We start from the raw sequence: 14,222 nt of genomic DNA on the forward strand, positions 1-14,222 counted from the left end.
GAGCCTAGCCGCCCACGGAGGCGTGTTCGTCCGGCGGTTCCCCGGACGCCTCTTCCTGTGGACCCTCCATGAGCAGCCGCTCCAGTGCGGCCCGGTCCGGGAGGCCGTCCGGTCTGACGACCTCCCCGCTGCGGACGTACAGGAACGCCGCTCCGACCGACTCCAGGGGCACACCGCGCTGCTCCGCCCAGGCGAGGCGGTAGACGGCGAGCTGGAGGGGGTCCGCGGTGCGACCGCGGCTGGTCTTCCAGTCCACGATCTCGTACGTGTGGCCGTCACCGTCCTGCCCGGGGACAGTTTCGTCGGCCTCCCTGTAGACCGCGTCGATACGGCCGCGTACGACGCGTCCGGCGATGGCGAGCTGGAAGGGAACCTCGACGCGGTAGGGAGTGCGGTGTGCGTACGGACTGCGTTCGAAGGCGTCCTTCAGACCCTCCAGGTCGCGTTCGTCGGCGATCTCGGCCTCACTCCCCGGCAGGTCCTCTGGCTCCAGCATGGGCAGCCGCAGCTCCTCGAAGCGGGATTCCACCCACGCGTGGAACCGGGTTCCGCGGCGTGCGGCGGGTTGCGGCGGGCGCGGCATGGGGCGGGCCAGTTCCTGCGCGAAGCCGTCCGGGTCGGCGGCCAGGCGCAGCACCTGCGACGCGGTGAGCGACGAGGGCAGGGGGACGTCCGTGACGCCGGCCCGGGCGCGCAGGAGCTCCCCGGTGAGCGCGTCCAGGTCGCGGTCCCAGGAGGCGAGCGTGCGGGATTCCTCGGGGGTGAGGCGCGCCGGGTCCTCGGGGTGGGGACGGGCCTCGGGGGGCGGTGCCTGGTGCGGAACCGTCGGGCGGTCCGCGGTCCAGGCGTCCCAGTCGGAGCCGTTGTCCTCCGCGAGGTCCGGGGGTTCGTCGTCCTCGGGCGGAGGCGGCCACTCGGGGTCTTCGTACGAGGACGAGAGCGAGGTCGAGGACGAGGACGGGGACACGGCCAGGGCCGAGCCGTGGACGGCCCCTGGGTGGGCCTCGTCGTGGGACGCGACCCGCTCCAGGTGGGCGAGTACGGTCTCCGCGGCCGCGCGGCGGCGCCGGAGTGCCGCGTCGTCGAGCGGGAGCGGCCAGGCGTGGTCGGCGGACGCCTCGTGGAGGGCGGGGTTCTCGTCGTCCTCGGCGGGCTCGTCGGCCCAGGCCTCGATCTCTCCGTGTCCGGCCGCGCAGTGCTCGTACAGGGCGTGCAGGAAGTCCGAAGGGCCGCGTGGCTTCTTCTGGGAGGGACCCCACCAGTGGCCGGAGCCGATCAGGAGCGAGCGGGGGCGGGTGAAGGTGACGTAGCCGAGGCGGAGTTCCTCGGTGTGCTGGTGGTCCTTCATGGCCTCGTGGAAGGCCTTCATGCTCCTGGCGTCCCAGGTGTCGATGTCGGGCAGGGTGTCGGCGTCCCCGCGCAGCTCGTGCGGAAGGACCTTGCCCTGGGCCGTCCATTTCTCGCGGCCCTGGGTGCTGGGGAAGGTGCCGGTGACGAGGCCGGGGACCACGACGACGTCCCATTCCAGGCCCTTGGACTTGTGCGCGGTGAGGACCTTGACGGTGTTCTCGCCGCCGGGGAGGGCGTTGTCGAGGCCTTTCTCGTACTGCGCGGCGGTCCTCAGGAAGCCGAGGAAGGCCAACAGGGTCGCCTCTCCGTCGCCCGCGGCGAAGGACGCGGCGACGTCCAGGAAGTTCGACAGTGTTTCGCGTCGCCGGGCGGCCAGCGCGTGCGGGGACGCGGAGAGTTCGACCTCCAGGCCGGTGACGGCGAGCACCCGGTGCAGGACGTCCATCAGCGGATCGGCGAGCGAACGGCGCAAATCGCGCAGCTCGGCGGCGAGACGGGCGAACCGCACCCGCGCGTCCGGTGAGAAGGGCAGTCCGTCGTCGTCACCTCCGGTCTCCATGGGCGTCTCCAGGAACGTGTCGAGCGCGTCCGCGAGCGATATCACCTCGGCCGGGTCGACCCCCTCGACGGCCGCGGCGAGCCGGCGGTCCGGGTCGTCGTCGGCGCCCACGCGCGCGTGGGTCACGAGAAGGCGGGCGCGCCTGCCCAGGAGGGCCAGGTCGCGCGGGCCGATGCGCCAGCGCGGTCCGGTGAGCAGGCGTACGAGGGAGGCGTTGGCGCCGGGGTCCTGGAGGACCTCGCAGACGGCGACGAGGTCGGCGACCTCGGGGAGGTGCAGCAGCCCGGAGAGGCCCACCACCTCGACGGGGATGTCGCGGGCGACGAGCGCGCCCTGGATCTCGGCGAAGTCGGTCGCGGTGCGGCACAGGACCGCGATCTCGCCGGGCGCCTTTCCGGTGCGTACGAGATGGGCGATCGAGTCGGCGAGCCAGTCGAGCTCCTCGGCGTGGGTGCTCAGCAGCGCGCAGCGGACCAGGCCGTCGCGCTCGGCTCCGGGGGCGGGGCGGAGGGCCTCCACGCCCGCGTGCATGGCGCGCAGGGGCACGGCGAGGCCGTTGGCGAGGTCCAGGAGGCGGCCACCGCTGCGGCGGTTCTCGCTGAGTGCCTGGCGGGCCGCGAGGCGGCCGTCGGGGTGCGCGAAGTGCTCGGGGAAGTCGTCGAGGTTGGCGACGGAGGCTCCCCGCCAGCCGTAGATGGCCTGGCAGGGGTCGCCGACCGCGGTCACCGGGTGGCCGGTGCCCCCGCCGAAGAGACCGGCGAGCAGGACGCGCTGGGCCACGGAGGTGTCCTGATACTCGTCCAGCAGGACCACTCGGAACTCGTCGCGCAGGATCGTTCCGACTTCGGGGCGGGTGCGGGCCAGCGTGGCGGACAGGGCGATCTGGTCGCCGAAGTCGAGGAGGTCGCGTTCGCGCTTGGCCGCCCGGTAGCGGCCCACCAGCTCGGCGAGTTCACGTCGGGCCGCGGCCGCGTCGGGGACCTTGCGCAGCTCCGCGTTGGTGAGTTTGCCGCTCTCCAGGGACCGCAGCAGTTCGGCGTCGTACGCGCGCAGGTCCTCGGGGCGTACGAGGTGTTCGGCGAGCTCCGAGTCGAGCGTGAGGAGGTCGCCGACCAGGTCGGGGAAGGAGCGGGTGAGCGACGGGTAGGGTCCCGGCGCCTCGCGCAGCACGCGCGCGGCGAGCTGGTAGCGGGTGGCGTCGGCCAGCAGGCGGGACGTCGGTTCGAGGCCGATACGCAGGCCGTGGTCGGTCAGCAGACGGCCCGCGAAGGCGTGGTACGTGGAGATGACCGGCTCGCCCGGCGGGTTGTCCGGGTCGATCACGTCGGGGTCGGTGACGCCGGCCCTGATCAGCGCCTTCCGGACCCGCTCGGCGAGTTCGCCGGCCGCCTTGTTCGTGAACGTCAGGCCGAGGACCTGCTCGGGGGCGACCTGTCCGGTGCCGACCAGCCACACGACTCGTGCCGCCATCACCGTGGTCTTGCCCGAACCGGCTCCGGCCACGATCACCTGCGGGGCGGGCGGTGCGGTGATGCAGGCCGTCTGCTCCGGGGTGAACGGGATGCCCAGGAGCTCTTTGAGCTGCTCGGGGTCGGTGATACGGGCTGGCACGTGAGAGAGGCTAGCGGCGCGCACTGACAACGGGGGCCATATCGGCCGTGGGGCCGGAGGATGCGCTGGTCACCAGGGGTGGTGCGATACGTCACGCACGTCGCAGCAGTCTCCGCGCCGGCGTCACTCGGCTCGGACGCCCGCCCGAGTCACTCGACCACCTGCCGCCCTTCGGGCCGCGCGCTGCACGACGCCCGGAACGCGCAGTGCGTACAGTGCTGACCGGTCGACGGTGAGAACCGCTCGTCGAGGACCTTGCCAGCCGCGGTGGCGAGCAGGTCGCCGACCCACTCGCCCTCCAGCGGCGCCTGCGCCTGCACCTTGGGAAGGGTCTCGCCGCCGTTCTTCTTGGCGGCACCCTGGCGCAGCTGGACGAGTTCGGCGCCGCCCGGGTCGGGCCGTACGCCGTCGAAGGCGTCATCGGCGGCGCCCTCGCTGATGGCGAGCTGGTAGACGGCGAGTTGCGGGTGGTGCGCCACCTCGGCGGCGCTCGGCGCCTGCTTGCCGGTCTTGAAGTCGACCACGTAGGCGCGGCCTTCGGTGTCCGTCTCGACGCGGTCCATGGAACCGCGGATGCGTACTTCGTAGTCGCCCGCTTCGAGGGTCACGTCGAAGTCGTGCTCGCTGGCCACCGGCGTGCGCCCGGTGCGGTCCATCACATGCCACTTCAGGAAGCGTTCGAGTGCCACGCGCGCGTGCTCCTTCTCCTGCGTGGACTTCCAGGGCGCGTCGAAGGCGAGCGCGTTCCACACGGAGTCGAGGCGCTCCATGAGGACGGCGAGATCGGCCGGGGTACGTCCGGAGGCGACCTCGTCGGCGAGGACGTGCACCACGTTGCCGAAGCCCTGGGCCGCGGTCGCGGGCGCGTCGGCCTTCACCTCGCGCCCGAGGAACCACTGGAGGGCGCAGGTGTTGGCGAGCTGGTCGAGAGCGCTTCCGGAGAGCACGACGGGCTGGTCGCGGTCGCGCAGCGGGATCTTGCTCTCGGTCGGCTCGTACAGGCCCCACCAGCGGTAGGGGTGCGCGGACGGGACCAGGGGGCGGCCGTCCTCGTCGCCGAGCGCGGCGAGTTTGGCCAGGCGGCGGGCCGCGGCCTGCCTGAGGGTGTCGGAGACGCGCGGATCCACGGTCGTGGCGCGCAGCTCGGCGACCAGCGCGGCGACGGACAGCGGGCGGCGCGGGCGGCCGGTGACGTCCTTGGGCTCCACGCCGAGTTCGGTGAGGAAGCGGGAGGGCTGGTCACCGTCGTCGGCTGGGGCCTTCACCGCGGTGACGACGAGGCGTTCACGCGCGCGCGTGGCGGCCACGTAGAACAAGCGGCGCTCTTCGGAGAGGAGCGCTCCGGGCGTGAGGGGTTCGGCGAGGCCGTCGCGTCCGATGCGGTCGGCCTCCAGCAGGGAGCCGCGGCGGCGCAGGTCCGGCCACAGACCTTCCTGGACGCCCGCCACGACGACGAGGCGCCACTCCAGGCCCTTGGAACGGTGCGCGGTCATCAGACGCACGGCGTCGGGGCGTACGGCCCTGCGGGTGAGCGTGTCGGCGGCGATGTCCTGGGCCTCGATCTCCTCCAGGAAGTTGAGGGCGCCGCGGCCGCCGATGCGTTCCTCGGCGCGGGTCGCGGTCGCGAAGAGCGCGCACACGGCGTCGAGATCGCGGTCGGCGTTGCGCCCGGCCGCGCCGCCGCGCCGGGCGGCCCGCTCCAGACGCTGTGGCCACGGTGTGCCCTCCCACAGGTCCCAGAGCGCCTCCTCGGCAGTCCCGCCGCCCGCGAGGCGCTCCCGCGCCTTCCGCAGCAGCGCGCCGAGTCGCTGGGCGCCGCGGGCGTACACCGGATCGTGCGCGACGAGCCGCTCCGGCTCGGCCAGCGCGCGGGCGAGCAGTACGTCGGAGGGCGCCGGCACGTGGTTTCCCCCGGCGCGCTCCTCCTCGCGCAGCGCGCGGCCCAGGCGCCGCAGGTCGGCGGCGTCCATGCTCGCGAGGGGCGAGGCGAGCAGAGACAGGGCGGTCTCGGTGTCGAGCCAGGGGGTCTCCGGCTCCGGGTCCGACTCAGCCGATCCAGCCGGCTCGTGCGGCTCGTGCGGCTCGTGCGGCTCGTGCGGCTCGTGCGGCTCGTGCGGCTCGTGCGGCTCGTGCGAGTCTGCGCTGTCGGCTTGATCCGGCGATGCGTCTTCTCGGGGTGCGGCTACCTGGGATGCAGCTTCCGGTGATGCGTCTTCTTCGGCAGGCACGTCTCCCGCGGCGTCCTCGCCGGGTACGTCTCCTGCCGCGTCCTCGCCGGGTACGTCCATACCGGCACCGGAGTCGGCATCGACATCCGCGCCCCGCTCCGCCCGCGCCACCGCCCGCAGCGCCGTCAGCAACGGTGCGACCGCCGGTTCGTGCCGCAGCGGCAGATCGTCGCCGTCGATGTCGAGCGGCACTCCGGCCGCGGTGAGCGTCCGTCGGATCGTCGGAATCGTGCGGGAACCGGCACGCACCAGGACGGCCATCTCGCCCCAGGGGACGCCGTCCTCCAGGTGGGCTCGGCGCAGGATGTCGGCGATGTTGTCCAGTTCCGTGCCGGGGGTCGGGTAGGTGCAGACCTCGATCTCGCCCCCGCCCCGCACCGGGGACAGCTCCCGGTGGGCCCGGACCTTCTCCGACGGAAGGCGGGTCAGCGGCATGCGCTGGGTGAGCAGCCGGGTGGCGCCCAGCAGGGTGGCGCCCGAGCGGCGGGACGTCCTGAGGACCTCGACCGGCGCCGGGCCGCCGTCCACGCGCGGGAAGGCGTCGGGGAAGTCCAGGATGCCGTTCACGTCGGCGCCCCGGAAGGTGTAGATCGACTGGTCGGGGTCGCCGAAGGCCACGAGGGTACGGCCACCGCCCGCGAGGGCCCGCAGCAGTCGTACCTGCGCCGGGTCGGTGTCCTGGTACTCGTCGACGTAGACGGCGTCGTACTGCGCGGCCAGGCGTTCGGCGACACCGGAGCGGCCGGCGAGCAGCACCGCGCGGTGGACGAGTTCCGCGTAGTCGAGCACTCCCTGCATGTCGAGAACGTCGAGGTACTCGGCGAGGAAGGCCGCGGCGGCGCCCCAGTCGGGGCGGCCGATGCGCGCGGCGAAGGCGTCCAGGGCGTCGGGACTCAGGCCCAGCTCGCGGCTGCGGGCGAGGACCGCGCGGACCTCGTCGGCGAAGCCGCGTGTGGTCAGACAGGCACGCAGGTCGTCCGGCCAGCGCACATGCGCGAGACCGAGGCGCTCCAGGTTGGGCTGGCCCGCGAGCAGCTCGCGCACGGCGACGTCCTGTTCAGGACCCGACAACAGCCGGAGGGGCTCCACGAACAGGTCGCTGTCCTGGTGGGCGCGGACAAGGGCGTAGCAGAAGGAGTGGAAAGTGGTCGCCTGGGGGGCGCGTGCGGCGCCTATGCGCAGCGCCATGCGGTCGCGCAGCTCGACGGCGGCCTTCCTGCTGAAGGTCAGCACCAGGATCCGCTCCGGGTCGCCGCCCCGTGCGATCCGGCCGGCCACGGACTCGACCAGGGTGGTCGTCTTTCCCGTGCCCGGACCTGCGAGGACGAGCAACGGGCCGTCCTCGTGGTCAACCACCGAGCGCTGTCCCGCGTCAAGACGAGGGGGATCCACCCGGACCGGCGGGGTACGCACCAGTCGGTACGCGCCACGGGTCCCCTGTCGCACCTGGGGGTGCGACAGGCGCCTGGTGGAGGAAGAGGAGCTCACGTGGTTCGCCGGTCCTGGTGGTTGTGCTGGGGATCGTCACTGTCGGCGCTGAGCACCGTCGTCGCGGGAGTGGTGGTCGGGCGGCAAGTCCCTGACGTGTCGCGCGTTCGGGGCGGTGGCCGTGGGGTGAGAGAGATGGGCGTCGTCGACGCTACGCCGGTGAGCACCGTGGAAGGAGGACTTCCCCTTCTTCCCGCAGGCCCCGTGCGTCCCCCGTTCCTCGAACGTACGGCATGTCGGGGACGTGCCGTACTTCCCCCGTACGGGCCACAGGTTCCCCCCGCGCCCGTCGAATACCGGAAGCTGTCAGGTGTGACCCTCCGCACGTTCGCCGCCGTCCCATCGCGCCCGTCTCATGTCGACGCGCGGCAGATGTCCCTGGGAGGCTCTGCTCGCCTCCTTCAAGGGCGTGCCCTCCGCGCGGTAGCGGGCCAAGGCCTCGAGTTCGTGGCCCGGGAGAAGCACACCGTCCGACCGTGTGACGCGCCACCACGGAACCGCTCCTCCGTAGAGGGCCATCACCCGGCCCACCTGGCGCGGCCCGCCCTCCTCCAGCCATTCGGCGACATCCCCGTACGTCATCACGCGCCCGGACGGGATCAGCTCGGCGACCTCAAGGACCCGCTCCGCGTACTCCGGCAGGTCGTCGGCCGGAAGGCTCTCCTCGCTCATCCGCCCCATCCTGCACCACCCCACCGACAATGCGACGGGGTGACGACTGTGCGTATTCCTCGCCCCGAGGCGACGCTTGGGGCAGACTGTGCGCCCCCGCATTTGCACCCTGATGCCCCCGTGTGTCGGTGGAGCATGCCACCATCGTGCAGGCGGTGACCGGTGATACGAGATCAAGAAGAGTCGATGAGGCAGCAGGACGTGCACCCCGAAGACACGGAGGGCACCTCCGAGGCCCCGTCGCGCCCTGACACCGCCGAAGCCGACGAGAAGAAGCGGGACGAACAGGCCGGCGACTGCACGGACGAGGTCCACAGCGACGAGGTCGAGGGCGACGAACCGCTGCTCCCCGCGCGCGTGCACCGTCCGTCGGATCTGATGCGCCTGCTGGTCGGGGTCCTCGCGATCGTGCTGCTGCTGGCCATCGCCGCGTTCGCGCACGGCACCACGTCGGGGCTCGAACAGGACATCAACAAGGGCACGGGCCAGGCACCCGATCTGCTGATCAAGATCGCTGGTCTGGCGTCGAGTATCGCGATCCTCCTGGTGCCGGTCGCGTTCGCGATCGAGCGGCTGATCAAGCGTGACGGGCTGCGCATCGCCGACGGCGTCCTCGCCGCGGTCCTCGCGCACGGAGTGACGCTCGCCACCGATCTGTGGGTCGCGAAGGGGGCCCCGGACTCCATCCAGGAAGCGCTCACCCAGCCCTCACCGGGCGACATCCACGCCCTCACCGACCCGGTGCACGGCTATCTCGCACCGGTCATCGCGTACATGACTGCCGTAGGCATGTCCCGCAGACCGCGCTGGCGTGCGGTGCTGTGGGTGGTACTGCTCCTCGACGCCTTCTCGATGCTTGTCACCGGCTACACGACGCCGTTCTCCATCATCCTGACGGTGCTGATCGGCTGGGCCGTCGCCTACGGGACGCTGTACGCGGTCGGCTCGCCGAACGTGCGGCCCACCGGGCGGACGCTGATGGCGGGCCTGCGGCATGTCGGCTTCCACCCGGTGACGGCGGCCCGCGAGGAGACTCATGAGGCCGCCACGGAGAACGGCGACCGCGGCCGGCGCTACTTCGTCACCCTGGAGGACGGCCCACCCCTGGACGTCACGGTGGTCGACCGCGAGCAGCAGGCGCAGGGCTTCTTCTACCGCGTGTGGCGGCGGCTCACGCTGCGCGGCATCACCACCCGACGCAGCCTCCAGTCCCTGCGCCAGGCCCTCGAACAGGAGGCGCTCCTCGCCTACGCGGCCATCGCCGCCGGGGCCAACGCGCCCAAGCTGATCGCGACCTCGGAACTCGGCCCGGACGCCGTGATGCTCGTCTACGAGCACACCGGTGGCAACACCCTCGACTCGCTGCCCGACGAGCTCATCACCGACGAGCTCCTGCGCGACACCTGGCATCAGGTGCAGGCGCTTCAGTCGCGGCGCATCGCTCACCGCAGGCTCGCGGGTGACGCGATTCTGGTGGATCGTTCCGGCACGGTGATCCTCACCGATCTGCGCGGCGGCGAGATCGCCGCCGGAGACCTGTTGCTGCGCGTGGACATCGCCCAGCTGGTCACCACGCTGGGGCTGCGCGTGGGCGCCGAGCGCGCGGTGGCCTCGGCGGTCGGCGTACTCGGCCCGGACACGGTCGCCGACTGTCTGCCGATGCTCCAGCCCATCGCCCTGACGCGCTCCACGCGCGCGACGTTGCGCAAACTCGCCAGGGAACGCGCCCAGCGCGAGCGCGAGGCGGTGCTGGAGGCCTCCCGGCAGGACAGACTCGCCCGCGCCGAGGAAACCAAGGAAGACACCGCGCCCGTACTTGAAAAGCCGGACAAGAAGGCCGTGCGCGCGGAGCAGCGGGCCGAGAAGCGCGCGATCGACGATGCGCTGGACGAGGCGCGCGAGGAGGATCTGCTCACCCAGATCCGCCACCAGGTGCTGCTGATCAGGCCGCAGGCGCCGGTCGAACCGGTCCGCCTCGAACGCGTCCGGCCGCGCACGCTGCTCAGTTTCATCGCCGGCGCGTTCGGCGCGTACTTCCTGCTGACGCAGCTCACCCATATCGAGTTCGGCACCCTCTTCGACGACGCCGAATGGGGCTGGGTCGCCGCGGCGGTGCTGTTCTCGGCGCTGAGCTACTTCGCGGCCGCGATGAGCCTGCTCGGCTTCGTGCCCGAGCGGGTGCCCTTCCTGCGCACCGTGGCGGCGCAGGTGGCGGGCTCCTTCGTGAAGATCGTGGCACCCGCCGCGGTCGGCGGTGTGGCCCTGAACACGCGCTTCCTGCAGCGCTCCGGGGTGCGGCCCGGCCTCGCGGTGGCGAGCGTCGGCGCCTCACAGCTGTTCGGACTCGGTTGCCACATCCTGATGCTGCTCTCCTTCGGTTATCTGACCGGCACCGAGAAGACACCCTCCCTCTCGCCCTCCCGAACGGTCATCGCCGGGCTGCTCACCGTCGCCGTACTGGTCCTCGTGGTGACGTCGGTGCCTTTCCTGCGCAAATTCGTCTCCACGCGCGTGAGGTCACTGTTCGCGGGTGTCGTGCCGCGCATGCTCGACGTGCTTCAGCGGCCGCAGAAGCTGATCACCGGCATCGGCGGCATGCTGCTGCTCACCGCCTGTTTCGTGATGTGTCTGGACGCGTCGATCCGCGCGTTCGGCCACGAGGAGACCGCCAGCCTCAGCCTCGCAAGCGTCGCCGTCGTCTTCCTCGCCGGCAACGCGCTCGGCTCCGCCGCGCCGACCCCCGGAGGCGTCGGCGCGGTCGAGGCGACCCTCACGGTAGGTCTGATCGCCGTCGGCCTCCCGAAGGAGGTCGCGGCACCCGCCGTACTCCTGTACCGACTGCTGACACTGTGGATTCCGGTCCTGCCGGGATGGCTTTTCTTCAACCACCTGACACGCAAGGGCGCGCTCTAGTCCGGGCCTGCGGGCCCCTCGTACGCGACGCATCACACCGTGCGGGGGCATCCGGTACACGGCTCGTCACACCCCTCAGGCCCCCTCGTACGCGGTACAGCGCGGCCTCACCCACACGGCTCGCGCCCCGAGCGCCGCGCCCCGCACGACCGCAGGATGGGAAGCATGCCGAACCCTCCCCAGCTGCGTGCCGCTGCCCTGACCGTCACCGCCGTCCTGTTGTCCTCCTTGATGACGGGCTGCGGCGACGACTCCAAGGACGAGGATCTGACGGCCCAGAAGCTGAGCTGGAAGGACTGCCCGGCGCCGTCCGAGTCCGAGGGCGGCGGGGGCGCTCCCTCACCTCTTCCCGGCGGTACGCAGTGGCAGTGCGCCACCCTGAAGGCACCCCTCGACTGGGCCGAGCCCAAGGGCGACACGATCGGGCTCGCACTGATCCGGGCGACGACGAGCGGCGACCAGAGCAGACGTGTCGGTTCGCTCGTGTTCAACTTCGGTGGCCCCGGCGGCTCCGGCGTCACCACGCTGCCCGCTTTCGGCGAGGACTACGCGAAGCTGCGCACCCGCTACGACCTGGTGAGCTTCGATCCGCGCGGCGTCGGCCGCAGCGCCGGTGTGAAGTGCGAGAGCGACGACCAGCTCGACGAGTACTTCCAGCAGGACGCCACGCCGGACGACACCGCCGAGCAGGAGAAGCTGCTGGAAAACACCAGGGGTTTCAACTCGGCCTGCGACAAGAACTCCGGCAAGACCCTCCCGCACCTGCGCACCACCGACGCGGCGCGCGACATGGACCTGATGCGCCAGGTCCTCGGCGACGACAAGCTGCACTACTTCGGTATCTCCTACGGCACCGAACTCGGCGGCGTCTACGCACACTTGTTCCCCAAGAACGTGGGGCGGGCGGTGTTCGACGCGGTCGTCGACCCGACGCAGAACCCGGAGCAGGGCTCGCTCGGGCAGGCCGAGGGCTTCCAGCTCGCGCTCGACAACTTCGCCGAGGACTGCACCTCGAAGACCGAGGACTGCCCCATCGGCGACACCTCTCAGGACGTCAAGGACCGCATCGCGAAGCTGCTGGCGGACCTCGACAGCAAGCCGATCCCCGGCTCCTTCCCGCGGCAGCTCACCCAGACCGCCGCGACCAACGGCATCGCGCAGGCCCTGTACTCCAAGGATTTCTGGGAGTACCTGACGGAAGGACTCGAGCAGGCGTACGACGGTGACGGCAAGGTGCTGATGCTGCTGTCGGACTCGATGAACGGGCGCAACCAGAACGGGCGGTACAGCAACATCACCGCGGCGAACATCTCCATCAACTGCGCCGACGACAAGCCGCGCTACACCGCCGACTACGTGGAATCGAAGCTTCCGGAGTTCCGGGCCGCCTCACCGCTGTTCGGTGACTATCTGGCCTGGGGCATGGTCAGTTGCACCGACTGGGCGGTGGGGGGTGCCGCCGACCACCCCGACGTGAGCGCTTCCGGCGCGGCGCCGATCCTCGTCGTCGGAAACACCGGCGACCCGGCGACGCCGTACGAGGGGGCGAAGAAGATGGTGGACGCGCTGGGCGAGGGAGTCGGTGTCGAGCTGACCTACAAAGGCCAGGGACACGGCGCGTACGACAGCGGGAACAAGTGCGTGCAGGACGCGGTCAACGGCTATCTGCTGGAGGGCTCCGTGCCCTCGGCCGGGACCGTCTGCTCGTAGAAAGCCGCAGGTCAAACGGTTATCCACAGGGCGCGACGGGGGCGGACGGCGGACGCCTAGTATGGCGTGCATGTGATCCGCGACTTCCGGCGGACCACGGGCGAGGGGGGAAGTTCATGACGCGATTCACCCGGTGGACGGCCGCGGCCGCCGCCGCGTTGCTGGTGGCCGGCTGCGGCGGAGGCTCGTCCGACGACGGCGAGGACGAGGGGAAGAACAGCGACAGCCCCTCGGCCGCCGCGCCCTCTTCCACAACGTCCTCCGGCCTGCCCGCCTCACTCACCTCGCAGAAGCTCGACTGGGGCCGCTGCAAGGCCACTTCCGACTCCCCCACGCCGGGCGACGGCTGGCAGTGCGCGACGCTCAAGGTGCCCCTCGACTACGCGAAGCCGGCCGGCGAGACCATCGGCCTCGCGCTGATCCGCTCGAAGACGAGCGGGGACCAGAGCGACCGCATCGGCTCGCTTCTGTTCAACTTCGGCGGCCCCGGCGGCTCGGGCGTCTCCTCGATGCCCTCGTACGAGAGTGCCGTCGGCCAGCTCCACGAGCGGTACGACCTGGTGAGCTGGGACCCACGCGGAGTCGCCGCCAGTGAAGGGGTGCGCTGCCGCAGCGACAAGAACATCCAGGCCGCCGAGTCGGTGGACGCCACACCGGACGACGCGGCCGAGGAGACAGCCTTCCTCAAGGACGCCACCGACTTCGGCAAGGGCTGCGAGAAGGCCGCCGGCAAGCTGCTGTCGCACGTCTCGACGACCGACACGGCCCGCGACATGGACCTGATGCGCCAGGTGCTCGGCGACCGGAAGATGCACTACTTCGGCATTTCGTACGGGACCGAACTCGGCGGTGTGTACGCCCACTTGTTCCCGAAGAACGTGGGACGCCTGGTGCTGGACGCCGTCGTCGACCCGAGCGCCGACACCGTGGGCCATGCCAAGAACCAGACGCTGGGCTTCCAGCGCGCCCTGGACAACTACCTCAAGTCCACGGGCCAGGACCCCAAGCGGGGCTCCCAGAAGATCGCGGACCTGCTGGATGGGATCGACTCGAAACCGCTGCCGACCTCCTCCGGACGCAAGCTCACCCAGACGCTGGCCCTGACCGGGATCGTCCTGCCGCTCTACAGCGAGCAGGGCTGGCCGACGCTGACCAGCGCGCTGAACGCGGCCGAGGACGGGGACGGTTCGGAGCTGCTGTCGCTGGCCGACGGATACAACGACCGTGACTCCTCGGGGAACTACGGCACGACGACGCATTCCCAACGGGTCATATCGTGCTTGGACGACAAGCAGCGGCCGACTCCCGAGGAGACGAAGAAGCTGCTGACCGAGTTCGAGAAGATCTCACCCGTCTTCGGCGACTTCCTGGGCTGGGACACGGCGGGCTGGTGCCACGACTGGCCGGTGGCGGGTCAGTACGACAACCCGGAGGTAAGTGCCCCGGGGGCCGAGCCCGTCCTGGTCGTCGGCAACACCGGGGACCCGGCGACGCCGTACGAGGGCGCCCGCAAGATGGCCGACGAGCTGGGCAAGGGTGTCGGCGTGGAGCTCACCTGGAAGGGCGAGGGACACGGGGCCTACGGGAGCGGGAGCGACTGTGTCGACTCCACGGTGAACGGCTATCTGCTGAACGGCACGGTGCCGAAGGACGGCAAGGTCTGTTCATGACGATGGCGGGGGTTCCGGACA

Annotated in this window: 6 protein-coding genes; 3 read left to right on the forward strand and 3 right to left on the reverse strand. The window is 71.3% G+C overall.

Going from position 1 to position 14,222, the window contains the following annotated elements; all coding sequences use genetic code 11:
- Positions 1 to 4 precede the first annotated feature (4 nt).
- From ACIBLC_RS18770 to ACIBLC_RS18780, 3 genes are all read right to left on the reverse strand, one after another.
- Positions 5 to 3,520, reverse strand: a complete 3,516-nt coding sequence (locus tag ACIBLC_RS18770) for a UvrD-helicase domain-containing protein (protein ID WP_399212084.1) — start codon at positions 3,518 to 3,520, stop codon at positions 5 to 7.
- Positions 3,521 to 3,669: 149 nt separating this feature from the next.
- Positions 3,670 to 7,236 carry an ATP-dependent helicase gene (locus ACIBLC_RS18775; protein ID WP_399212085.1) on the reverse strand — a complete coding sequence of 1,189 codons (3,567 nt, stop codon included), beginning with the start codon at positions 7,234 to 7,236 and terminating at the stop codon, positions 3,670 to 3,672.
- 306 nt (positions 7,237 to 7,542) lie between these two features.
- Entirely contained in the window at positions 7,543 to 7,908 is a 366-nt protein-coding gene (locus tag ACIBLC_RS18780) for an MGMT family protein (RefSeq protein ID WP_399212087.1), read from the reverse strand.
- Between the two features lie 186 nt (positions 7,909 to 8,094).
- Between ACIBLC_RS18780 and ACIBLC_RS18785 the strand changes: the two genes are divergently transcribed.
- The 3 genes from ACIBLC_RS18785 (at position 8,095) to ACIBLC_RS18795 (ending at position 14,201) form a co-directional block, all read left to right on the forward strand.
- A complete protein-coding gene (locus tag ACIBLC_RS18785) occupies positions 8,095 to 10,821 on the forward strand; it encodes a lysylphosphatidylglycerol synthase domain-containing protein (RefSeq protein WP_399212089.1) in 2,727 nt (908 codons plus the stop codon).
- Between the two features lie 165 nt (positions 10,822 to 10,986).
- Positions 10,987 to 12,531, forward strand: coding sequence for an alpha/beta hydrolase (locus ACIBLC_RS18790; RefSeq protein WP_399212090.1), 1,545 nt, complete (start codon positions 10,987 to 10,989; stop codon positions 12,529 to 12,531).
- 116 nt (positions 12,532 to 12,647) lie between these two features.
- On the forward strand, positions 12,648 to 14,201 hold the full coding sequence (locus ACIBLC_RS18795; protein WP_399212091.1) for an alpha/beta hydrolase: 1,554 nt from the start codon (positions 12,648 to 12,650) through the stop codon (positions 14,199 to 14,201).
- Positions 14,202 to 14,222: the final 21 nt, after the last annotated feature.

This window comes from Streptomyces sp. NPDC050535 (genome assembly GCF_044457665.1).
Lineage (GTDB): Bacteria > Actinomycetota > Actinomycetes > Streptomycetales > Streptomycetaceae > Streptomyces.

Coding starts and splice junctions, on each gene's coding strand:
- ACIBLC_RS18780 (WP_399212087.1), bottom strand. CDS start 7,908: ATGAGCGAGGAGAGCCTTCCGGCCGACGACCTGCCGGAGTACGCGGAG.
- ACIBLC_RS18785 (WP_399212089.1), top strand. CDS start 8,095: ATGAGGCAGCAGGACGTGCACCCCGAAGACACGGAGGGCACCTCCGAG.
- ACIBLC_RS18790 (WP_399212090.1), top strand. CDS start 10,987: ATGCCGAACCCTCCCCAGCTGCGTGCCGCTGCCCTGACCGTCACCGCC.
- ACIBLC_RS18795 (WP_399212091.1), top strand. CDS start 12,648: ATGACGCGATTCACCCGGTGGACGGCCGCGGCCGCCGCCGCGTTGCTG.